We start from the raw sequence: 22,293 nt of genomic DNA on the forward strand, positions 1-22,293 counted from the left end.
AGTCGAGCGCGCGGCGGCGCAGAACGAGAGCATCTCGGTCGCCAGCACCGCAGGGCCGGGGCTCCGACCCTCGTTCTCGCCGGATCACTCTCAAATTCGAGAAGTGGCGCCGCCACCGGCCAGGGGGCGGGGACGTGGTGCGTCAGCTGCGGGCGAGGACGGGGTGCCTCGCCGACGGGCCGGGGACGGGCCGCGTCAGCGGCGGGCCGCGGCGTCGGCGCGCAGCTGCCAGCCGAGCATGCCGCCGTCGAGCACGGCCACGTCGAAGCCCTCCCCTGCGAGCAGGTCGGCGGCCGCCCGTGCCCGGGGCCCCCGTGCGCAGTAGACGATCACGGGCACGGCGGGGTCGAGCTCGGGCCGCTGCCGCGTCCGCACGCCGAGGCCCGGCGCCGTCACGTCGCCGGGCAGGTGCGCGAAGTCGTGCTCGTCGGTCTCCCGCACGTCGAGCAGGGTGAACTCGGCCACGCCCTCCTCCCGCGCCGTGAGCAGCTCGTCGAGGTCGTCGGCGCTCACGTCGGGCCCGACCGCCCGGGCCTCCGAGGGGGCGGCAGGAGCAGCCGCGGAGGCGGTGGTCACGACCGGGCCCGCCGACGCGCTCGGCTCGACCCGCGACTCCTCGGGGTCGGCCTGCCGCCGGGCCGCGGCCGCGCGCTCCCGCTCGGCCGCCCGGTGCGGAGCGCGCCGCAGCCGGCTCTCGCGCCACGAGCCGCCGAGGGCGTCGAGGGTGACCACGCGGCCGAGGAGGGGCTCGCCGACGCCCGTCAGCAGCTTGACGGCCTCGGAGGCCATGACGCCGCCCACGGTGCCGCAGAGCGGCCCGAGGACGCCGACGTCGGCGCAGGACTCGTCCCAGCCGGAGGCGGGCGGCGCCGGGTGCAGGTCGCGGTAGTCGACGGCCCGGCCGTCGGGGGCGGCGTCCCAGAAGACGGAGACCTGGCCGTCGAAGCGGGAGACGGAGCCCCAGACGACGGGCAGCCCGCGGGCCGCGGCCTCGTCGGCGACGAGGTAGCAGGTGTCGAACGAGTCGCTGCCGTCGACGACGAGGTCGTACCCGTCGAGGAGCGACGCGGTCTCCGCCGTGAGCCGCACGGGGTGCACGACGACCTCGACCTCGGGGGCCGCGGCACGCACCCGCTCGGCCGCCACGCGGGCCTTCGGCCGGCCGACGTCGCTCGGCGAGAAGAGCACCTGACGCTGTAGGTTCGAGCGGTCGACGACGTCGTCGTCGACCATTCCCAGCGTCCCCACACCGGAGGCTGCGAGATATTGGACGACCGGTGCGCCCAGCCCACCGGCACCCACGACCAGCACCCGCGCTGCCCGCAGCCGGCCCTGGGCGTCGAGACCGAAGCCCGGCAGGCGGACGCTGCGCGACCAGCGCACGTCGTCCTCCGGGGCGGTGGCCGACCCCTCGGGGCCGGCGGCGGCCCGCGCGGCGGACACCCTGACAGACGACACGAGAGGGGGCAGTGACGACATGGCGGACCTCCTGAGACCAGCCGCGGGCGACGCGGCCGCGCCCACTGTATCCCCGACCACCGGCACCGCCGACGGCACGGCCACCGGCCCCGCCGACGGTCGTGCCGACCGCCCGGCCGGGCGCCCTCGCGGGGCCGTCGCGCGCCTCCTGCACGCCCGTCACGCCGACGCCGTCCTGATCGGCCTGCTCGCGACCGTGGTGTCGGGCGCCTTCCTCTGGGTGCCCTCGGTCTGGTACGACGAGGCCGCGACGGTCGTCTCGGCCACCCGCACCTGGGGCCAGCTCTGGACGATGATCCACACGGTCGACCTCGTGCACGCCACGTACTACGCGTTCATGCACCTCTGGTTCGACGTCTTCCCGTACTCGCCGACGTCGCTGCGCGTGCCGAGCGCCCTCGCGACGGGCGCCGCGGCCGGCTTCACGGTGGCCCTCACGCGCATCCTCGTGGACCGCCGCACCGCCGTCGTGGCCGGCCTGCTGTTCTGCCTGCTGCCCCGCGTCACCTGGATGGGCGGCGAGGGCCGCTCGTACGCCCTGTCGGCGATGTTCGCCGTCGCCCTGACCCTCGTGCTCGTCGTGGCCGCCCGCCGCACCTCGGAGGACGGAGTGGCCCGCACCCGCCGCTCGGTGGCGCTCTGGTGGGTCGCCTACGGGGTGCTCGCGGTCGTCGCCGCCGCGTTCTTCCTCTACCTGGCCCTGCTCGTCGTCGGCCACGCCGTGACGATGATCGTCCGGGTCGTGCGCGACCACCGCGACCAGCGCGACCAGGTGGGGCGTGTCGACGAGTGGGCCCGCACGGGCTCGGTCGTCGTCGTGCCGGCCGGTGCCGCCGCGGGGTCGGCGACGGGGCCGCTCCGCACCGCGACCCAGCTCGGCGGCGTGGTGCGCGACTCGGTGCGCTCGTCGCGTCGCGCCTTCGTCGGGTGGTTCGGCGGCGCCGTCGTGGCCGGCCTCGCCTGCCTCCCGCTCGCCTGGTTCATCTCGGGGCAGAACGGGCAGGTCAGCTGGATCGAGCGGCCGAACTTCGACACCCTGCGCGGCGTGCTGGTGACCCAGTGGTTCATCGGCAACGAGAACTTCGCCGTCTTCGCGATCCTCGCGATGGCGTCGACCCTCGTCGTGCTGGCGCTGCGCCTCGTGCCGGCCGCGCGCGGCTTCGCGGAGGTCGTGCTGCCCTGGCTCGTCGTTCCGACGGTCGGGCTCGTCGGCGTCTCGCTGGTCGTCGACCCGCTGTACTCGCCGCGGTACCTGACCTTCGGCACCCCGGCCGTCGCGATGACGATGGCCGTCGCCGTGGCCGCGATCCCCTGGCGGCGCGTGATCGCGCTCGTGCTTCTCGTGGCCGTCGTGCTCACGACCCCGAGCTGGCTCGAGCAGCGCGAGCCCGAGGCCAAGGACTCCGCGGCCTGGGACCAGGTCGCGGCCCTCGTCGCCCGCGAGCGCGCCGAGGAGCCCGCCGGCACGGCGGAGGGCCTCGTCTTCGGCCCCGTGCGGCGTCACCCCCACGCCACGTCGCGCATCATCCAGGACACCTACCCGGCCGCGTTCGAGGGCATGTCCGACTTCACCCTCGAGACGCCCGGCGCCGAGACCGACGGCCTGTGGGAGACGCAGCACGACCTCGGCGACGTGCTCGACCGCACGGCCGACCTCGACGTCGTCTGGCTGATCACGAGCGACAAGCAGGACTGGCGCCCCCGCGTCACCGACGAGCTCGGCAGCGTCGGGTTCCACCTCGACGAGGAGTGGTCGCTGACCCGCACGAACGTGCTGCGCTACACGCGCTGAGCGGAGGCCGGTGCCGTGGCCGTGGCCGTGGCCGTGGCCGCCCCAGCTTCGGCCATCGCCCTGCCCCCCCTGCTGTCTCCCTCTCGATTTTGAGAGTGATCGGGCCGCGGGCGACGCGGGCGGCCCGGTCTCAGGGCTCGGGAGTGCAGATCTCTCTCGGATTGCCGTCTCGGAGTCAGGCGTCGAGGAGTCGCGGGTCGAGCCGACAGGTCCCGGTCCAGGTCCCGCTCCGGTCGGGCGAGAATGGTCGGCTCCGGCCGGCGCGGCTCTCAGGCCCGCCTCAGTCGGCGACGACGCGGGCGCCGTGCACCGGCCCCGTCGCCCGCAGCACCGTGAGCCGTGCCGCGCTGAGCGCGATCTGCAGCTCGAGGGCGCTGTCGAGGTCGGCGGTGAGGAACGCCACGGTCGGCCCCGAGCCGGAGACGATGCCCGCCAGCGCCCCGTTGCTCTCACCGAGCTCGAGCACCGCGGAGAGACCCGGCTCGAGGTGCAGCGCGGGCGCCTGGAGGTCGTTGTGCATGCTGTCGGCGAGCATGCCGGCGTCGCCGGCGCGCAGCGCCTGCAGCACCCCGGCGTCGACGACGGGCTGCCGCACCGGCGCGATGTCGCTCTGGTGGCGGCGGCGGTGCTCGTCGAGCTCGCGGTAGACGGTGGGGGTCGAGAGGCCGAAGTCGGCGAGGGCGAGCACCCACTGGAACTGCCCCTTGGCGAGGGCGGGGCTCAGCTCGTCGCCGCGACCGGTGCCGACGGCGGTGCCCCCGGCGAAGGCGAAGGGCACGTCGGCCCCGAGCTCGGCCGCGAGCCGCAGCAGCTCGTCGCGCCCCACGCCGGTCTGCCACAGGGTGTCGCACGCGAGCAGCGTCGCCGCCGCGTCGGCCGAGCCGCCGCCCATGCCGCCGGCGACCGGAACGGCTTTGTCGATGGTGAGGTCGACGCCGCCGGCCCAGCCGGTCGTGGCGGCGAGGAGGCGGGCGGCCTTGATGGCCAGGTTGCTCTCGTCGGTGGGCACGCCGGAGACGTCGACGCCCGGGCCCGCCGAGACGCGCACGGTGAAGTCGTCGGAGTGGCGCGCCCGCACGTCCTCGTAGAGGGAGACGGCCTGGTAGGCGGTCGCGAGCTCGTGGTAGCCGTCGCCCTGCAGGTCGCCGACGGCCAGGAAGACGTTGATCTTGCCGGGGGCACGCGTGTGGACCACGGTCGGGGCGGCCACGGTCGTCATGACACCCAACCTAGTCAGTTCTGCCGGTCGCTCACGACGCGGAAGGCCCTCGTGAGCTCCTGCTTGACGGGTTCGACCCGCTCGGGCAGGCGGAGCCTGCTGAGGGTCAGGCTGACGGAGCACTTGCCGCCCACCGGCGGAGCCACGGTGAGCAGCAGCGACTCGTCGCTCGGCAGCCGCCAGCGCGCCGTGGGGTGCTTCGCCGACCGGCTCGTCGAGTCGGGCGGGCCGCCCGCGAAGGCGGCGAAGCGCTCGACCGCGAGGTCGAGCAGCTCGAGCTGACCGCCCCGCAGGCTGCGGCTGACCGACACCGAGAACGTGCCGTCGGCCTGCTGACCGGGGAGGCGCATCCCCCTGGCCTGCTCGTACCGCACCGTGATGCTCTGGGCCCACCAGCCCGGCACCTCGTGCTCGTCGACCAGCCAGCGCGCGATCTGCGTGTGCGACCGCGTCGCGGAGCCCGCCGCGTCGAGGAGGGCGAACCACTGCTCGGCGCTGCGGCCGGTGCCGGCACCGAGCCGGGCGTCGCTCATCGTCTGCTCGTGGCCGCTGACGCCGCGCGGGGGCACGCCTCCCGCGGCGGCTGAGGCTGCGGCGGCAGCGGTCGCGCCGTCGGCGGACCGGCGACCCGACGACGCGCGACGACGCGGCGTCGAGGGGTCGTCGTGGGTGCTCACGGGCTCAGTCTGCCTCGGGAGCGCCCTCGGCGACCGGGGCGGCGCCTCCCCCACGGCCGCTCGCGCGCACGATGCGGAGGAAGTCGTCGACGGTCAGCTGCTCGCCGCGCTCGGTCGGCTCGAGCCCGGCGGCGACCAGCGCCTCGGAGGCGGCCGACGACGACCCGAAGACGCCCGAGAGCGACTGGCGGAGCATCTTGCGTCGCTGCTGGAAGGCGCCGTCGACCAGCTCGAAGACGGCGAGGCGCTCCTGCTCGGTGCCGCGGGGCTCGCGCCGGTCGAACGCGACGAGGATGCTGTCGACGTTCGGCACGGGCCAGAACACCTGGCGGCTGACCTGGCCCGCCGTCGAGAACTCGCCGTACCAGGCCGCCTTGATGCTCGGGGCGCCGTAGATCTTCGAGCCGGGCTCGGCCGCGAGGCGCAGGCCGACCTCGGCCTGGACCATGACGAGCCCGCGCTCGAGCGACGGGAAGTGCTCGAGGAAGTGCAGCAGCACGGGCACGCTGATGTTGTAGGGCAGGTTCGCGACGAGGTGCGACGGCTCGGAGGGCAGCGCGACGACCCGCATCGCGTCGTCGACGATCACCCGCAGGTCGGCGGCCGGCTGCAGCAGCTGGACGGTCTTCGGCAGCTGCTCGGCGAGGCGCTTGTCGATCTCGACGGCGACGACGTCGGCCCCGGCCTCGAGCAGGCCGAGGGTGAGCGAGCCGAGGCCCGGGCCGATCTCGACGACCGACATGCCGGCCGAGACGCCGGAGGCCGCGACGATGCGCCGCACCGTGTTGGCGTCGTGGACGAAGTTCTGGCCGAGCTTCTTCGTCGGCTGGATGCCGAGCAGGTCGGCGAGGTCGCGGATCTCGGCGGGGCCCAGCAGGGTCGAGCGCGACATCAGCCCTCGACCGTCACGGGCTCGTCCGTCCACGAGCCGTAGACCAGCTCGGTGTTCGACGAGATCTGGGCGGCGAGCATCGAGACGTCGGTGCCGATCGTCTCGGCCATCGACCGCAGCGTGTGCGGGATGAGGTACGGCGCGTTCGGCCGGCCGCGGAAGGGAGTCGGCGTGAGGTACGGGGCGTCGGTCTCGACCATGACGAGGCTGCGGGGCAGCTGCACGAGCGCGTCGCGGAGGGGCTGCGCGTTCTTGAACGTGACGGTGCCCGCGAACGAGGCGTACCAGCCGTTCTCGGCGAGGATGCTCGCGAGCTCGGGGCCGCCGCTGAAGCAGTGGAAGACCGTCTTGTCGGGGGCGCCGACCTCGAGCAGCAGGTCGACGACCTCGTCGTGCGCGTCGCGGTCGTGGATCTGCAGGGCCAGGCCGTGCTTCTTCGCGATCTCGACGTGGGCGACGAACGACTCGATCTGCGCGTCGCGGCCCTCCTCGCCGGTGCGGAAGAAGTCGAGCCCGGTCTCGCCGATCGCCCGCACGCGGGGTCGCGAGGCGAGCTCGTCGATCTCGGCGAGGGCGTCGGCCAGCTCGCCGCGGGCGGCGAGGGCGGGCGCCTCGTTGGGGTGCAGCGCGACGGCGGCGAGCACCCGCGGCTCGCGGGCGGCGATCGCGGCCGACCAGCGCGACGTCTCTAGGTCGGTGCCGACCTGCACGACGCCGCGGACGCCGACGCTCGACGCCCGGTCGAGGTGCTCGCGGTAGTCGAGGGAGTTCTCGCCGTCGGCGATCTCGAGGTGCGTGTGGTTGTCGTACACGGGCACGACGAGGGCCTGCGGGCTCGGCGGGTACGTCAGGTCGCGCGTCTGCCCGCCGGACTCGGTGGAGGCGCGGTGGCGGACGTGCGCGGGAGCGTCGCCCCCCGGGGCGGCCGCGTCGCGGTCGGCGTCGCTCACGCGGCCGGCTCCGGCTGCTCGATGCGCGGGAAGAGCCCGGCAGCCAGCGGCACGACAGCCGGCGCGCTCGACCACTCGGCGGCCCGGTCGACGGGCTGGCTGGTCAGCGTGCCCTGGCCGATGGACTCCCACAGCGTGTGCGTCGCGGTCGGGATGAAGGGCGAGAGCAGCACGGTGAGGGTGCCGAGGCCGCGGAGGGCGGTGCTCAGCACCGTCGCGAGGCGCTCGCGCTGGTCGTCGTGCTTGGCGAGGGCCCAGGGCTCCTGCTCGGTGATGTAGCCGTTGAGAGCGTCGACGAGCTCCCAGATCGACGCCAGCGCCTCGTTGATCGCGAAGCGCTCGATCGCGGCGTCGGCCGCGGCCGTCACGCGCAGCTCGGTCTCGCGGATCGCGAGGTCGGCGTCGGTCAGCTCGCCGGCGACGGGGACGACCCCGTCGAAGTAGCGGGTGATCATCGCGACGACGCGGGAGGCCAGGTTGCCGAAGCCGTTCGCGAGCTCGGCCTGGTAGCGGGCCGCGATGTCCTCCCAGCTGAAGTTGCCGTCCTGGCCGAACGTGATGGCGCGCATGAAGTAGTAGCGGAACGCGTCGGCGCCGAAGACGTCGGTGATCTGCTGCGGGGCGATGCCGGTCAGCTTCGACTTCGACATCTTCTCGCCGCCGACGAGCAGCCAGCCGTGGCCGAAGACCGCCTTCGGCACCGGGAGGCCCGCGGCCATGAGCATGGCGGGCCAGATGACGGCGTGGAACCGGGCGATGTCCTTGCCGACGAGCTGCACGGCCGGCCAGCGTCGATGGAACTGCTCGTCGTCGACGCCGTAGCCGATGGCCGTGACGTAGTTGAGGAGGGCGTCGAACCAGACGTAGACGACGTGCTCCTCGTCCCACGGGACCTTGACGCCCCAGTCGAAGCTCTGGCGCGAGATGGAGAGGTCGCGGAGGCCCTGCCGCACGAACTGCACGATCTCGTTGCGCACGGTCTCGGGCTGCACGAAGTCGGGCTGCTGCTCGTAGAGGTCGAGCAGGCGCTGCTCGAAGTCGCTCATGCGGAAGAAGTAGTTGTTCTCCTTCAGCAGCTCGACGGGCTTCGAGTGGATCGCGCAGACCTGCTCGCCCTCGAAGGGGCCGGTGCCCTCGACGAGGTCGCCGGGCTGCTTGTACTCCTCGCAGCCGACGCAGTACGAGCCCTCGAACTCGCCCTGGTAGATGAAGCCGTCGTCGTACAGCTTCTGCAGGAACTTCTGCACGCCGGCCTCGTGGCGCTCGTCGGTGGTGCGGATGAAGTCGTCGTTGCTGATGTCGACCGTCTCGAGCAGCGGCTTCCAGGACTCGGTGACGAGCTTGTCGGCCCACTGCTGCGGGGTGACGTCGTGGCTGGTCGCGGTGCGCAGGATCTTCTGGCCGTGCTCGTCGGTGCCTGTCAGCAGCCACGTGTCGTCGCCGCGCTGGCGGTGCCAGCGCGCGAGCACGTCGGCCGCGACCTCGGTGTAGGCGTGGCCGATGTGCGGCACGTCGTTGACGTAGAAGATGGGCGTTGCGATGAAGAAGGAGTCGCCGGCGGGCATGGCCACCATCTTAGGTGCGGCCACCGCGCCCGTGACGCGGCCCGCGCCTCCCCCCGGGGGCCTCCTCAGGAGGGGCCGGGGGCCCGGGCGGCGAGGGCGGCCTGGTAGAGGTCTCGGCGGGAGAGGCCGGTGGCGGCGGCCACGTCGGCGGAGGCCTCCTTGAGGCGGGCACCGTCGGCGACGAGCGCCTGCACCTGCGCGAGCCCGGCGGCGAGGTCGAACTCGCGCTCGGGGGCGCCCTCGACCACGACGCAGATCTCGCCGCGCACGCCGTCGGCCGCCCAGGCGGCGAGGTCGGCGGCCGACCCGCGCCGCACCTCCTCGTGCATCTTCGTCAGCTCGCGGCAGACGACGACGCGGCGGTCGGCGCCGAGGGCGGTCGCGACGTCGCCGAGCGAGTCGGCGAGACGGTGGGGCGACTCGAAGAACACCATCGTGCGGCGCTCGTCGACGAGGGCGCCGAGCACCCGCAGCCGGTCGCCCTGCTTGCGCGGCAGGAAGCCCTCGAAGCTGAAGCGGTCGGTCGGCAGGCCCGAGACGGCCAGCGCCATCAGCACCGCCGAGGGGCCGGGCAGCGCAGTGACCGTGACACCGGCCGCGGCGGCGGCCTCGACGAGGGGGAAGCCGGGGTCGCTGATGGCGGGCATCCCGGCGTCGGTCAGGACGAGGACGTCGGAGGCGCGGGCCAGCTCGACGAGCTCGCCCGCCTTCTCGCGCTCGTTGTGCTCGTGCAGGGCGATGAGCCGCGGGCGGTTCTCGACGCCGAGGGCGCGCATCAGGTGGATGGCCGTGCGGGTGTCCTCCGCGGCGATCACCTCGGCGTTGCGGAGGGCCTCGACGAGACGCGTCGAGGCGTCGCCGAGGTTGCCGATGGGGGTCGCGGCGAGAACGATCACCCGGTCATTCTCCCCCGGTGCGACGGAGCCGGGCGACGCGCCGAATACGATGGCCCGATGACGACCCCGGGCGAGCGCGAGTTCGACGCGCTCCTCGAGGCCGAGGGCGTGCCTCCCCGCGGCCCTGACGGTCTCGCACAGGGCTCGACCCCGAGCCTGGGCGAGGCCGGCGAGACCGCCCCGCCGCCGGCGCACGCCCCGCGCCTCACCCGCGTCGACGCCTGGTGGGGCCGGCTGCTCTCGACCCCCGGCCGACGCACCGCCTGGCGCTGGGGCGGCCCGATCGGCGTCACCGTGCTCGCGGCCCTGCTGCGGCTCTGGCACCTCGGGGTGCCCGGCACGCTCGTCTTCGACGAGACCTACTACGTCAAGGACGCCTGGACCCTCCACGAGCTCGGCTACGAGGGCTCGTGGCCGACCGACTACGACGCCTCGTTCGCGGCGGGCGGCGCCGACGGGTTCCTGACCAGCCCCTCCTTCGTCGCGCACCCCCCGCTCGGCAAGTGGCTCATCTCGCTCGGCATGGCCGCCCTCGGCCCGGGCGACCCGGCCGGCTGGCGGCTCAGCACGGCGATCGCGGGCGTGCTCGCGGTGGCCCTCGTCGCCGTCATCGGCACGGTGCTGCTGCGCTCGACGCTCGTCGGCACGATCGCCGGCTTCCTGATGGCGATCGACGGCCACGCGATCGTCATGTCGCGGGTCTCGCTGCTCGACAACTTCGTCATGCTCTTCGGCCTGCTGGCGTTCGGGGCCGTCCTGCTCGACCGGCGGCAGAGCGCCGGCCGTCTCGAGGCCTGGCTGGCGAGGAGGCGCGGTGCCGGTCGGGACACCGCCTGGGGCCCCGCCCTGTGGTCGCGCCCCTGGCTCGTCACCGCGGGGCTGCTGTGCGGCCTCGCGACGGCCGTCAAGTGGAACGGCCTCTACTTCCTGGCCGTGTTCGCCGTCTACACCGTCGTCGTCGACGTGCTGGCCCGTCGCCGGGCAGGCGTCGAGTTCTGGCTGTCGGGCACCCTCTTCAAGCAGGCGCCGGTGAGCTTCCTCCTCACGGTGCCGATCGCCGTCGTGGCGTACCTGGTGAGCTGGACGGGCTGGTTCGTCACCGGCGGCGGGTACTACCGCGACTGGGTGCAGGAGACCGGCGAGCGCTGGACGGGCGCACTGGCCTGGGTGCCGGACGTCGTGCAGAACTTCTGGCACTACGAGGCCGGCGTGTACGCCTTCAACGTCGGGCTGCAGACACCGCACGACTACCAGGCGAACCCGTTCACCTGGCTGCTGATGCTCCGGCCGACGAGCATGTACTACCAGGGCACCGACCTCGGGCAGGCCGGCTGCGACGTCGCCCGCTGCGGCGAGGCGATCACCTCGATCGCGAACCCGCTGATCTGGTACGCCGCGGTCGCGGCCTGCCTCTACCTGCTCTATCGGGTGGTGCGGCACCGCGAGTGGCGGCACGGGGCGATCCTCGTCGGCATCGCCGCGGGCTACCTGCCGTGGCTCGCGTTCTCCGGCCGCACGGTGTTCCAGTTCTACACGATCGCCTTCGAGCCCTACCTCCTGCTCGGCCTCGCCGCGGTGATCGGGCTGCTGCTGGGGCGTCGCACCGACGACCTCGACCGACGCCGCCGGGGCCTCTCGATCACGGCGGGCTTCCTCGTGCTCGCCGTCGCTGTGTCCGTCTGGTGGTACCCCATGTGGACGGCCCAGCAGATGGACTGGGAGTGGATCCGCCTGCACTACTGGATCCCGTCGTGGAAGTAGGAGGCACCTCCCCCGCCCCCGAGACCTGGTCGAAGTCCCCGGCCGGGCCGAGCCCCTCCGGCCGGGCCGCCCGCCGTCGCCTGGCCGCTGCCCGCTGCGACGCCTGCGGCCACGCCTGGACGGGACACCCCGGGTCGCACGAGCCGGGGATCACGCGCTGCCTCGAGTGCGCGGCGCAGGGCGCCGACGCCGACGCCGAGCCGTGTCGCCGCAGGGTCCCGCGCCGAGTCCTCCGCCGCGCGTCGGCGCGGACCCTCGAGAGCTCGGCGCCCTGGCACGTCAAGGCCGCCCACCGGGTCAAGCAGGTCCTGGGCGAGGTGATCGAGGCCGTCGTCGACGGGTTCACGAACCCGTTCTGACCCCGTCGCCGGTGAGCCCCTGGGCCGGGGAGGCGCCTCCTACAACCGCAGGGCGAGGGCGTTGGCCGTCAGGCCCGCGGCCGTGCCGCAGAGCAGGACCGTGTCGCCCCGGCCGAGGCGGCCGTCGTCGAGGCACCGCGCCAGCGTGTAGGGCACGGACGCGCTGACCATGTTGCCGTACTCCGCGACCGCGTCGACGTAGGAGCCCGGCGGGAGGCCGAGCCGCCGCATCGCGAGGCCGAGGGCCCGGCTGGCCTGGTGGGGCACGACGAGGTCGACGTCGGCCGGGGTGAGCCCTGAGCGCTGCCAGAAGCGGTCGAAGAAGCCGGGCAGCACGTCGAGCATGCCGCGGAGTGCCCGACGACCGTCCATGTCGAAGAGGTGGTCGGCGGGGTCGCCGTCGGCGTAGCCGCGCGCCGGGTAGCGCGAGAGGCCGCCGCGCAGCTCGGTGTCGTGGGCGTGCTCGGGCCAGGTCTGCTGCAGGCTCGCTACCACCCCCTGCCCCGGGTCGTCGCCGCGGGTCAGCACCACGGCCGCGGCCGCGTCGGAGAAGAGCTCGTGGCTCTCGCGCTGGTCGGGGTCGAGGAACCTCGTCGCCACGTCGCCCGACACCACGAGCACCCGCTCGAGGTCGCCGTCGGCCAAGTAGCGGGAGGCGACGTCGAGCGCGGTGATGAAGCTCGTGCAGGTGGAGCCGACGTCGAAGGCGGCGGCCCGGGCGCCCGGCGCGACGCGCTCCATGACGAGCGCGGCCGTGCACGGGATCGGCTGGACCCCGGCGGCGACCGCCGCGATGACGCCGTCGAGCTCGTCGGGCGCGACGCCGGCCCGGGCGAGCGCCCGCTCCGAGGCCGCGGCGAGCATGTCGAGCTGCGAGACGTCGTCGTCGACGCGGTGGCGCGTCTGGTCGCCGAACCGCACGACGCGCTCGGGCAGCCAGGTGCCCCAGCCGGCGATCTTCAGTGTCCTCATCGTGTCGTCCCGTCGTCGTCGTGGTCGTCGTCGTGCGCCGCGTCGGCGGGCGACGTGCCCGACGCGTCGGCCAGCAGGTCGACGCCGGTCGCGTGCACGTCGTGGCTGAAGAGGAGGCGCACCCCGGCGCGCTCCACGGCCAGCAGCTGCCCGGCCGTCTCGGCCTGCGCCTCGGCGTCGTGGCTGACGGCCCGGGGCAGGCGGCGCATCCGGCGCTCCTGGCCCAGCAGGTCGCGACCCCAGGCGGCGTCGCCGGCCAGGAGCACCCGCCCCTCCACCAGGGCGCCGAGGTGCCCGCGGGCGTGCCCCGGCAGGTCGACCAGCCGGTAGGCGCCGTCGCCGAAGAGGTCGACGGTGCGCAGCCCGTGCGGGCCCGGCGAAAAGGAGGCCTCGGCGGGCGAGCCCGGGGCGCCGACCACGAGGAGGCGCGCGTCCGGCCACCAGGGCGGCAGCAGCCCCCGGAGCACCCCGTCGCGCAGCCGCGGCCCCGCGAGCGTGCGCCGGAGCCCCTCGCTCAGCACGACGGTCGCGTGCGGGAAGGCGGCCAGCCCGCCGAGGTGGTCGGGGTGGAGGTGCGAGAGCACGACGTGCGTGACCGCGGCGGGGTCGACCTGCTCGCCGATGGTGGCCCCGGCGGGGACGCGGGGCGGGAGCAGACGACGGTAGGCCCACGCGGCCGGGCCGGCTCGCCAGGGCAGCGGGGCGTAGCCGGTGTCGAAGAGGACCCGCCGGTCACCGGAGGCCCAGAGGAAGGCCCCGGACGGGAACACCCGCCGCTCGCGCCGGTGCCCCCGCAGCAGCTGGGCCAGGTCGTGCGACGTGTCGCCGCAGCGGAAGCACTCGAGGCGCGACGGCCCCGGCGACGGCACCGGCGGCGCCTCTTCCGGTTCCGTCACGGCCTCAGGCACGCGCGTACCCCGCGAGGCTCTCGTCGAGCGAGGTGACCGGCTCGTAGCCGAGCAGCTCACGGGCCTTCGAGATGTCGAGGGTCTGCGAGTGCGCGATGGTCGTGATCGTGTAGCGGGTCATCGGGGGCTCGGGGCGGCCGGGGAGCACGCCGCAGACCGCCTCGAGCACGCCCGCGAGCGCGTAGGCCGCCCGGGCCGGCACGGGCCGTGGCCGGAGCGGCAGCCCCAGGCCGGTCAGCAGCTGCTCGAGCAGGTCGCCGAAGGGGCGGGGGTCGCCGTTGGTGACGTTGAAGGCCTCGCCGTCGACCGCCGAGGCGGGCGCCGTCGCCGCGAGCCGCACGGCGAGCGCGACGTTCTCGACCGAGGTGAGGTCGACGAGCCCGCGTCCGCCGCGCAGCAGCGGCACACCGACGCGCGCGTGCACGCGGAGCAGGCGCGGCACGAGGCTCGGGTCGCCGGGGCCGACGATGCCCCGCGGGCGGAGGACGACGATCTCCGGCCCGCCCGCCGCGCCCACCGCCTCCTGCAGGAGGGCCTCGGCCTGCAGCTTCGACCGGATGTAGTGGTTCATGGGGCGGCGCCCGTCGACCTCGTCCTCACGGATGCCGACGCGGTCACGGGGCGCCGCGTAGATGCCCGGCGACGACACGTGCACGAGCCGCCGCGCCCCGACGCGCCGGGCGTGCTCGAGCACCCGGGCGGTGCCCGTCACGTTGGCGTGCTCGAACTCGGACCAGCGGCCCCACGGCGACGAGAGGGCGGCGCAGTGGACGACGAGGTCGGCCGGCACGTCGGAGCGGCCGAGGTCGTCGAGGTCGCCGACGAAGGTCGGGCCGTCGGCCGGCAGGGCCTCGGCGCGGCGCCCCGCGGCGACGACCCGCCAGCCGTGGGCGCGGAGGTCGCGCACCACGTGCGCGCCCAGGAACCCGCTCGCGCCGGTCACCAGCGCCGTGCCCCCCGGCGTCGTCTCCCCCATGCCGCGATCCTAGGGGCGACGGTCGGCCCGCCCGGGGACGCCCGCGCCTCCCTAGGATCGTGCCGTGCACATCGCCCTCGTCACGGACTACTACGCCCCGACCCTCGGCGGCGTCCAGACCGCGGTGCGCGCGCTCGCGGAGTCGCTCCGGGCCGCCGGGCACGAGGCCACCGTGTTCTGCCCGCTCGCCGGCCCGTCCGAGGAGGGCGTCGTGGCCCTGCCCGTCGCGGGGGCGTTCCGCCCCGACGGCTACCCGTTCGCCTGGCCGCCCCGCCGGGTCGCGGCGGCCCTCGCCGAGGAGTTCGCGCGGCGCGGCGTCGACGTCGTGCACACGCACTCGGAGATGTTCGCGGCCCTCGGCGGCGTCCGCGCGGCCCACGAGCTGGGCCTGCCCGTCGTCCACACCATGCACGGCCGCGTCGACGTCTACACCGCCTCGGTGCTGCCGCTGCCCGCCGTGACGACGCTGCTCCTGGCGGGGCTGCACGCCCGCCAGGTCAGCCACGCCGGCCTCCGCGTCGCGGGCGGCACGCGCTACACGGCCACGGCGACGGCCCGGCGCATGTGGCGGCTGATGCTCGCGCAGTCGCGGGCGAGCGACCACGTCGTCGTGCCCTCGGCCCACTTCGCCCGGAAGCTCGCCGACCAGGGGGTCGTCACCCCGATGACGGTGCTCACGAACGGCCTCGAGGAGTCGGTGGCCGCGGCGGCCGGCACCGCGACTCCCCGGGTGCTCGGCGCCGACGAGCCGCTGCGCCTGGTCTGGGTGGGGCGGCTGTCGCCGGAGAAGCGGCCCGGCGTGCTCGTCGAGGCCGCGCGGTCGTTCGGCGACCGGGTGTCGGTCGACGTCTACGGCGACGGCGGCGCACGGCGCTCGCTCGAGCGACGAGCCGGGCGGGTGACGTTCCACGGGGCGGTGCCGCACGGCGAGGTGCTCACGGCGATGCGGTCGGCGCACGCCCTGGTCTCGAGCTCGTGGGACTTCGACAACCAGCCCATGGTCGTGCTCGAGGCGGCCGCGACCGGGCTGCCGGTCGTCCACTGCGACCCCGACCTCGCCGAGGTCGTGCCCGACGGCGGCGGCTTCCTCACGCCGACGCCCGACGCGGCGGGGCTCGTCGCCGCCGTCGAGCGGCTGCGGCGGGAGCCGGCGCTCCTGACCACGGCGAGCGAGGCGCTGCTGCGCTCGGGGTCGGTCGTCCGGCTGTCGGCCGAGCCGCTGCTCGAGGTCTACCGGTCGGTGACGCGCGGGCGCTGAGCACCGCTCCCTCCCCACCCGCCGGAGGCGCGGGTCGACTGTGAAGTTCTGTGACCTCCCAGCCGGGGCCGTCAGGGGCAGCGGCTAGCGTGGGCCCATGGCAGATCGTGAGTACGGCTTCCGCACGCGGGCTATCCACGCGGGCAACATCCCCGACGCGGCGACGGGCGCCCGCGCCCTCCCCATCTACCAGTCGAGCGCGTTCGTCTTCGACGACACCGACGACGCCGCGGCCCGGTTCGCCCTGCAGAAGTACGGCAACATCTACAGCCGCCTCGCGAACCCGACCACCGCCTCCTTCGAGGAGCGCATCGCCAGCCTGGAGGGCGGCCTCGGGGCCGTCGCCACCTCGAGCGGGCTGAGCGCGCAGTTCATCACCTTCGCGAGCCTGGCGGGCGCCGGCGACCACATCGTCGCGAGCGCGAACCTCTACGGCGGGTCGATCACGCAGCTCGACGTCACCCTTCGCCGGTTCGGCGTCGAGACGACGTTCGTGCAGTCGAGCGAGCCGGCCGACTACGCCGCCGCGATCACGCCGGCGACGAAGCTGCTCTTCGTCGAGACCGTCGCCAACCCGTCCGGCGAGATCGCCGACCTCGAGGGCCTCGCCGAGGTCGCGCACGCCGCGGGAATCCCCCTCATCGTCGACTCGACCATCGCGACCCCGTACCTGAACCGCCCGATCGAGTGGGGCGCCGACGTGGTGATCCACTCGGCCACGAAGTTCCTCGGCGGGCACGGCACCACCCTCGGCGGCGTCGTCGTCGAGTCGGGACGCTTCGCGTGGGACAGTGAGAGGTTCCCGCTCTTCGACCAGCCGGTGGCGAGCTACGGCGGGCTGAACTGGTCGGGCAACTTCGGCGAGTACGCCTTCCTCACGCGCCTCCGTGCCGAGCAGCTCCGCGACATCGGCCCGGCGCTCGCCCCGCACTCGGCGTTCCTCCTCGCCCAGGGCGTCGAGACCCTGCCGTACCGGATGCGCGCCCACGTCGACAACGCCCGCCAGGTCGCCGAGTGGCTCGACGCCGACCCGCGCATCGAGCGGGTGCGCTGGGCCGGCCTGCCCGAGCACCCGCACCACGAGCGGGCGGCGAAGTACCTGCCCGAGGGGCCCGGCTCGGTCTTCACGTTCGAGCTCGCGGGCGGTCGCGCCGCCGGCAAGACCTTCATCGAGTCGGTCGAGCTGGCCAGCCACCTCGCCAACATCGGCGACGCGAAGACGCTCGTGATCCATCCCGGGTCGACCACCCACGCGCAGCTCAGCGAGCAGCAGCTCGTCGACGCGGGCGTGCTGCCCGGCTCGGTGCGCATCAGCGTCGGCATCGAGGACCCCGCCGACATCATCGACGACCTCGACCAGGCGCTGACCGCAGCCAGCGAGGGAGACCGGTCATGACCGACACCGTCACCACGCAGCTGACCAACGGGCTCACCTGTGAGCTGCCGTCGAGCTCGCCGCTCGCCAAGCTGCTGACGTCGCAGCGCACCTGGGTCGGGCCGACCGCGAAGGAGCGCCAGGCGATCCTCCGCGAGGCGAAGTCCGTCGCGATCGTGGGCGCGTCGCCGAACGCCACCCGCTCCTCCTACTTCGTCGGCACGTACCTGCAGCAGTCGAGCGACCTGCGGGTGTACTTCGTCAACCCGAACGCCGACACGATCCTCGGCGAGAAGGCGTACCCCGACCTGGCGTCGCTGCCCGAGGTGCCCGACATCGTCGACGTCTTCCGCAAGGCGAGCGACATCCCGTCCGTCGTCGACGACGTCGTCGCGAGCGGCGCCCGCACGATCTGGGTGCAGCTGGGGATCTACGACGAGGAGGCCGCGCGGTACGGCGAGGAGAAGGGCCTCACCGTCGTCATGGACCGCTGCATCAAGGTCGAGCACGCCCGCTTCAACGGCGGTCTCAACCTCATGGGCTTCGACACGGGCGTCATCTCGTCGCGTCGGTCGCGCTGACCGGCCGGGCCCAGGCCCAGGCCTTGACCCGCTGCGGGAGGGGGACCGACGGGGTACGCCGTCTCTGGCAATGACCGGCGGGGCCGCCCGCACCCCCCGTCCGGGGCGCAGCCTGAGGGAGGCGGCACGACGTCGCCGACACAGGACCGACGGAGGCCCCATGTACTTCCACGCACAGACCTGGATCAACGAGATCGCCGACGGCGAGCCCGACCCCGCCGCCGCCAACGCGCTGCAGGAGGGCCTCGGCGGCCAGTTCGGCGAGATGCGCACGATGATGCAGTACCTCTTCCAGGCGATGAACTTCCGCGGGCCCGCGGCCAAGCCGTACCGCGACCTCATCCAGGGCGTCGGCACCGAGGAGATCAGCCACGTCGAGCTGATCGGCACGACCATCTCGCGCCTGCTCGACGGCAGCCCCGAGTACACCGGGAAGCTCACCGACCCGCTCGACACCCCCGGTGCCGGTGGCGCGACCCCGCTGAACATCGCGCTCGACACGGGCAACATCCACCACTACCTCGTCGGGGCCCAGGGCGCCCTGCCCGTCGACTCGGTCGGCAACCCCTGGAGCGGCAGCTACGTCTACAACAGCGGCAACCTGCCCCTCGACCTGCTCTACAACCTCATGCTCGAGTCGACCGGCCGCCTGCAGAAGTGCCGCATCTACGAGATGACCGACAACGCGGTCGCCCGCGGCACCCTCGCGTACCTGATCGTCCGCGACCAGGCGCACGAGAACGCCTACGCGAAGGCCCTCGAGTCGCTCGGCGTGATGTGGAACAAGCTGCTGCCCGTGCCGAAGACCAACGCCGAGCAGTTCCCCGAGGTGAAGAAGCTGCTCGACCTCGGGCTGCAGAGCAAGCAGTACAGCTTCGACCTCGACGGCAAGTCAGAGGCGAGCAAGATCTTCCGCGGCCCGTCGCCCTCGAACGACGGAACCGACCTCACCGCCACCGAGCAGGCCCCCGTCGGCGCCCCATCGACGATCTCGCCCGAGCGCCTCGAGGAGTTCGCCCCCGGCCTCGACGCCGACCTGCTCGAGCTGATCCAGGCCACCGCCGAGCTCGAGCTGCAGGACATCGAGAGCTTCTACGGCCCGACCGGGAAGTAGTCGCTCGCCCGGGCCGACCTGCGGGACTCGCGGGTCGGCCCGGTCGCTCCGCCGGCGGGAGTCGCGGGAGGCGCGGGTCGGCCCGGGTGCGAACGTGACGCGCCGTGAAGGCGTGCCCTGGTCGATGACAGGGGTCGGCAGTACCGTGGCCCGCATGCCTCCCGTGCTGACATCCCCCCTCGTCTCGAGCCAGTGGCTCGCCGACCACATCGGGGCCGACGAGATGGTGGTCGTCGACGCGTCGGTCGTCTCCGTCGCCGGCCCCGACGGGCGGCCCAGCGGCCGCTTCGTCACCGGGCACGAGCAGTACCTCGTCGACGGCCACGTGCCCGGGGCCGTCTTCGGTGACCTCGTCAGCGAGCTCAGCGACCACCGGGCCGCCCTGCCCTTCACCCGCCCCGACGCCGAGCGCTTCGAGGCGGCGGTGGGCGCGCTCGGCATCACGAACGAGACCACCGTCGTGGTCTACGACTCGTCGGTCGGCCTCTGGGCCGCGCGCCTGTGGTGGCTGTTCCGCGCCTTCGGCTACGACGACGTCGCCGTGCTCGACGGCGGCTTCACGACGTGGCAGCGCGAGCAGCGCCCCATCGACGTCGGCCACGTCGAGCCGCAGCCCGCTCTCTTCCTCGCCGACGAGCGCCCCGAGCTCTGGGTCGACAAGGCCTACGTCGAGGCCGTCGTGCGCGGCGACGAGCAGGCCGCCCTCGTCTGCGGCTCTCCCCGCGCCGAGTTCGCCGGGCAGGAAGGCCGTCGCCCTCGGCTCGGCCACATCCCCGGCAGCGTGAACGCGCCCGCCGACGAGCTCGTCGCCGACGACCGGCGCTTCGCCAGCCCCGCGCAGCTCCGTGCCCTGCTCGCCCCCGCGCTCGGGGCCGACCGCGTCGTCGTCTACTGCGGCCAGGGCATCGCGGCCAGCGCCGACGCGCTGGCGCTCACCCTCGTCGGCGAGCGGAACGTGGCGCTGTACGACGGGTCGCTCACCGAGTGGGCCGCCGACGGCGACGCCCCGCTCACGACGCTCGCCGCCTGAGCGGGGGCCTCACCCGACCGCCTCCGCGCGTCGGACCGCCGAGTGGTCACGAACTGTCGTTCCCGCGCGCGGGACGAGCCGATCGTGACCACCCAGCCCCCGCCTCCCCGGGTCGGACCGGCGAAGGGTCACGAACTGTCACTCCCCAACCCGGGAGGAGCCGATCGTGACCACCCAGCCCCCGCCTCCCCGGGTCGGACCGGCGAAGGGTCACGAACTGTCACTCCCCAACCCGGGAGGAGCCGATCGTGACCACTCGGCGCCGCCGGCCTAGAGCTGCTCGGCGAGCTCCCGGTCGAGCTCCTCGATGCCCGTGACGGGCAGGCGGCAGACGAAGTCGTGGCAGAGGTACGCGGTCACGTGGCCGCGCACCGCCCGACGACCGGCGAACAGCTCGAAGCCGGCGTCGGCGAGGGCCTCGGCGGCGTCCTCCCCGACGACGCCGACGAGCACGCCGGGGCCGAGCGTGCGCCGCGCCCGCGCCCCGAGGTCGAACGCCGGCACCAGCGTCGTCGGGCCCTCGACAGCCGCAGCGCCAGCCGCAGCGCCAGCTGCAGCGTCGGACGCCGCGTCCGCGCCCGCCACGACGGCGGGCTCGACGACGACCAGCTGCGTCGACGGCGCGGCGAGCTCGGCGAGCAGGGCGAACGTCGTGCCGAACGCGACGGGGGCGTCGAGGGCCCGGGCCGAGCCGGGGGCGACGGCGCGCTCTGCGGCGGACCGCCACCGCGCCTCCCCCGTCATGCGGTGCAGGGTGAGGGCGGCGGTCGCCGTGGCGCTGAGCCCCGAGGGGTAGGCGCCCTCGGAGGGGTCGGCCGCCAGCGCCGTGCCGTGGCCGCGCAGCACCGGGTCGGCACCCTCGGGCGCGGCGAACGGCACCGCGGCGGCGGGGTCGTCGACGAGGGTGCGCTCGAGCAGCTCGCGGGCCGCGACCGCGTAGCGCGGCAGGCCGGTCGCGAGCGTCAGCTGCAGCAGCCCCTCGGCGAACATGCCGTGGTCCTCGAGCGTCGCGACGGCCGTCGAGACGCCGGACGCGGTGGAGGCGCGGAGCAGCCGCCCGTCGCGGGTCACGTGCTCGTCGAGCAGCAGGTCGGCCGCCGCCCGGGCCGCCGCGACCCACTCGGGCCGGTCGTGCCGCGCGCCGGCCTCGGCCAGGGCGGCGATGGCGAGCCCGTTCCACCCGGTCAGCACCTTCTCGTCGACGGGCGGAGGCTCGTGCCGGGCCCGCTCGTCGGCGTCGAGGGCGTACCAGCCGCCCTCCACGCGGCGGCCGTCGATCGTGCTCTCGGAGTCCTGGGCGGAGGCGAACGCCCCGCGCGGGGTGCGCAGCCGGCCGAGCAGCACGTCGGCGATGCCCGAGGCGACCGACAGCGGGTCGGGAGCGGTGCGGGCGGCGGCGGCCGCGCCTCCCGCGGGCTGCTCCGACGACGACGACGACGCGGGCTCCCCGACCAGGCCCGGCTCGAGCAGGGCCAGGCGCGAGTACGCCGTCAGCAGCAGCGCGTTGTCGTAGAGCATGCGTTCGTAGTGCGGATCGTGCCAGTCGCGCCGGGTCGAGTAGCGGAAGAACCCGCCCTCGACGGGGTCGCGGAGCGGCGACGCGGCCATCGCCCGGAGGGTGCGCGAGGCGAGCGCCAGGGCGGCCCGGTCTCCCCCGGCGCCGAGGCCGAGCAGGGCCAGCTGCGCCGGCGCGACCGGGAACTTCGGCGCGCCGCCGAAGCCGCCGTGCTCGACGTCCTCCGCCGCGCCGACGCGGGCGGCCGCGTGCCGGAGCGCCTCGGTCGACGGCAGCGGCGCGTGCTCCGCCGGAGGCGCGGGCTGCGCCGCGAGGGCCGCCGCCACGCCGCGGGCGGTCGCGTCCACCTCGCCCCGACGGGTCGTCCAGGCCTCGGTGACGGCGTCGAGCACCTGGCGGAAGGCCGGGTGCCCCTGCACCGGCTGCGGCGGGAAGTAGGTGCCCGCGAAGAACGTCTGCCCCTCGGGCGTCGCGAAGACGGTGAGGGGCCAGCCGAGCTGCTCGGTGAAGGCCGAGGCGGCGGCGAGGTAGCTCGAGTCGACGTCGGGGTGCTCCTCGCGGTCGACCTTGACGGCGACGAAGCGCTCGTTGAGGTGCCCGGCGAGCTCGGGGTCGCTGAAGCTCTCGCGGGCCATCACGTGGCACCAGTGGCAGGTCGCGTAGCCGATCGAGACGAGCACGGGCACGTCGCGGCGGGCGGCCTCGTCGAAGGCCTCCTGGCCCCAGGGCCACCAGTCGACGGGGTTGTCGGCGTGCGAGCGCAGGTACGGGCTGACGGCGTCGGCGAGTCGGTTCGTCATGCGCCCCACGCTAGGCGCGTGCGGGCGGGGCGTCCCGCCGCGGCCGCCTCGGGGAACTGCGTTCCGTGCGATGAACCGCGCTACATCGCGGTTCATCGCACGGAACGCGGTTCATGGCGTGACGTGGGCCGGCAGGCGAGGCGGGCCGGCGAGGTGGGGCCGGCGGGGCGGGC

19 protein-coding genes are annotated in these 22,293 nt (G+C 74.5%); 8 read left to right on the forward strand and 11 right to left on the reverse strand.

Translation table 11 applies throughout. The annotated features are described in order from the left end of the window. Positions 1-195: 195 nt before the first annotated feature. A complete protein-coding gene (locus tag FHR77_RS09705; RefSeq protein WP_167259915.1) occupies positions 196-1,479 on the reverse strand; it encodes a ThiF family adenylyltransferase in 1,284 nt (427 codons plus the stop codon). Here FHR77_RS09705 and FHR77_RS09710 point away from each other — a divergent pair. After that, complete coding sequence (locus FHR77_RS09710) at positions 1,478-3,271, forward strand: glycosyltransferase family 39 protein (protein WP_167259917.1); 1,794 nt, start codon at positions 1,478-1,480, stop codon at positions 3,269-3,271. The two genes, FHR77_RS09705 and FHR77_RS09710, sit on opposite strands and share 2 nt — an antisense overlap. 280 nt (positions 3,272-3,551) lie before the next feature. Here the strand turns inward: FHR77_RS09710 and FHR77_RS09715 are convergent, their stop codons facing one another. The 6 genes from FHR77_RS09715 to rsmI form a co-directional block, all read right to left on the reverse strand. Beyond that, positions 3,552-4,490, reverse strand: coding sequence for a 4-(cytidine 5'-diphospho)-2-C-methyl-D-erythritol kinase (locus FHR77_RS09715; RefSeq protein WP_056056739.1), 939 nt, complete (start codon positions 4,488-4,490; stop codon positions 3,552-3,554). A 14-nt stretch (positions 4,491-4,504) separates the two neighbouring features. Then, positions 4,505-5,167 (reverse strand): DUF4287 domain-containing protein, encoded by a 663-nt coding sequence (locus FHR77_RS09720; RefSeq protein ID WP_208380781.1) that lies wholly within the window; start codon positions 5,165-5,167, stop codon positions 4,505-4,507. A gap of 4 nt (positions 5,168-5,171) precedes the next feature. Next, positions 5,172-6,059 (reverse strand): 16S rRNA (adenine(1518)-N(6)/adenine(1519)-N(6))-dimethyltransferase RsmA, encoded by an 888-nt coding sequence (gene rsmA, locus FHR77_RS09725; RefSeq protein ID WP_167259919.1) that lies wholly within the window; start codon positions 6,057-6,059, stop codon positions 5,172-5,174. After that, positions 6,059-7,009: a TatD family hydrolase gene (locus FHR77_RS09730; RefSeq protein WP_167259921.1), complete on the reverse strand. Its 951-nt coding sequence runs from the start codon at positions 7,007-7,009 to the stop codon at positions 6,059-6,061. Before FHR77_RS09730 ends, rsmA begins: the two co-directional genes overlap by 1 nt. Next, the gene (gene metG, locus FHR77_RS09735; protein ID WP_167259923.1) at positions 7,006-8,574 is read right to left on the reverse strand and encodes a methionine--tRNA ligase; all 1,569 of its coding nucleotides are present in this window, start codon (positions 8,572-8,574) and stop codon (positions 7,006-7,008) included. The genes FHR77_RS09730 and metG overlap by 4 nt, the downstream gene beginning before the upstream one ends. 65 nt (positions 8,575-8,639) lie before the next feature. Further along, positions 8,640-9,470 carry a 16S rRNA (cytidine(1402)-2'-O)-methyltransferase gene (rsmI, locus tag FHR77_RS09740; RefSeq protein ID WP_167259925.1) on the reverse strand — a complete coding sequence of 277 codons (831 nt, stop codon included), beginning with the start codon at positions 9,468-9,470 and terminating at the stop codon, positions 8,640-8,642. Between the two features lie 57 nt (positions 9,471-9,527). On the opposite strand from rsmI, the gene FHR77_RS09745 reads away from it, so the two are divergent. Further along, positions 9,528-11,231 (forward strand): dolichyl-phosphate-mannose--protein mannosyltransferase, encoded by a 1,704-nt coding sequence (locus FHR77_RS09745; RefSeq protein WP_167259927.1) that lies wholly within the window; start codon positions 9,528-9,530, stop codon positions 11,229-11,231. Continuing rightward, positions 11,222-11,590, forward strand: coding sequence for a hypothetical protein (locus tag FHR77_RS09750; RefSeq protein WP_167259929.1), 369 nt, complete (start codon positions 11,222-11,224; stop codon positions 11,588-11,590). Before FHR77_RS09745 ends, FHR77_RS09750 begins: the two co-directional genes overlap by 10 nt. Before the next feature lie 39 nt (positions 11,591-11,629). On the opposite strand, the gene FHR77_RS09755 is transcribed toward FHR77_RS09750, so the two are convergent. Genes FHR77_RS09755 through FHR77_RS09765 form a run of 3 tightly spaced genes read right to left on the reverse strand, consistent with a single transcriptional unit; the run spans position 11,630 to position 14,446 of the window. Continuing rightward, on the reverse strand, positions 11,630-12,562 hold the full coding sequence (locus FHR77_RS09755) for a 3-oxoacyl-ACP synthase III family protein (RefSeq protein ID WP_167259931.1): 933 nt from the start codon (positions 12,560-12,562) through the stop codon (positions 11,630-11,632). Next, the gene (locus tag FHR77_RS09760) at positions 12,559-13,458 is read right to left on the reverse strand and encodes an MBL fold metallo-hydrolase (RefSeq protein ID WP_167259933.1); all 900 of its coding nucleotides are present in this window, start codon (positions 13,456-13,458) and stop codon (positions 12,559-12,561) included. Before FHR77_RS09760 ends, FHR77_RS09755 begins: the two co-directional genes overlap by 4 nt. 4 nt (positions 13,459-13,462) lie before the next feature. Continuing rightward, positions 13,463-14,446 (reverse strand): NAD-dependent epimerase/dehydratase family protein, encoded by a 984-nt coding sequence (locus FHR77_RS09765; RefSeq protein WP_167259935.1) that lies wholly within the window; start codon positions 14,444-14,446, stop codon positions 13,463-13,465. Positions 14,447-14,510: 64 nt separating this feature from the next. Here FHR77_RS09765 and FHR77_RS16615 point away from each other — a divergent pair, with 64 nt between their 5' ends. The 5 genes from FHR77_RS16615 to FHR77_RS09790 all read left to right on the forward strand — a co-directional run bounded on the left by FHR77_RS16615 (position 14,511) and on the right by FHR77_RS09790 (position 19,804). Continuing rightward, a complete protein-coding gene (locus FHR77_RS16615) occupies positions 14,511-15,704 on the forward strand; it encodes a glycosyltransferase (RefSeq protein ID WP_167259937.1) in 1,194 nt (397 codons plus the stop codon). Between the two features lie 97 nt (positions 15,705-15,801). Further along, on the forward strand, positions 15,802-17,100 hold the full coding sequence (locus tag FHR77_RS09775; protein ID WP_167259940.1) for an O-acetylhomoserine aminocarboxypropyltransferase/cysteine synthase family protein: 1,299 nt from the start codon (positions 15,802-15,804) through the stop codon (positions 17,098-17,100). Then, positions 17,097-17,660 carry a CoA-binding protein gene (locus FHR77_RS09780; RefSeq protein ID WP_167259942.1) on the forward strand — a complete coding sequence of 188 codons (564 nt, stop codon included), beginning with the start codon at positions 17,097-17,099 and terminating at the stop codon, positions 17,658-17,660. The genes FHR77_RS09775 and FHR77_RS09780 overlap by 4 nt, the downstream gene beginning before the upstream one ends. Positions 17,661-17,820: 160 nt before the next feature. After that, on the forward strand, positions 17,821-18,774 hold the full coding sequence (locus tag FHR77_RS09785; protein ID WP_167259944.1) for a manganese catalase family protein: 954 nt from the start codon (positions 17,821-17,823) through the stop codon (positions 18,772-18,774). A 154-nt stretch (positions 18,775-18,928) separates the two neighbouring features. Further along, positions 18,929-19,804 carry a sulfurtransferase gene (locus FHR77_RS09790; RefSeq protein ID WP_167259946.1) on the forward strand — a complete coding sequence of 292 codons (876 nt, stop codon included), beginning with the start codon at positions 18,929-18,931 and terminating at the stop codon, positions 19,802-19,804. A gap of 270 nt (positions 19,805-20,074) precedes the next feature. Here FHR77_RS09790 and FHR77_RS09795 read toward each other — a convergent pair whose 3' ends face one another. Further along, positions 20,075-22,120 carry a thioredoxin domain-containing protein gene (locus tag FHR77_RS09795; protein WP_167259948.1) on the reverse strand — a complete coding sequence of 682 codons (2,046 nt, stop codon included), beginning with the start codon at positions 22,118-22,120 and terminating at the stop codon, positions 20,075-20,077. Positions 22,121-22,293: the final 173 nt, after the last annotated feature.

It is taken from the genome of Frigoribacterium endophyticum (assembly GCF_011759585.1).
GTDB classification, from domain to species: Bacteria; Actinomycetota; Actinomycetes; order Actinomycetales; family Microbacteriaceae; genus Frigoribacterium; species Frigoribacterium endophyticum.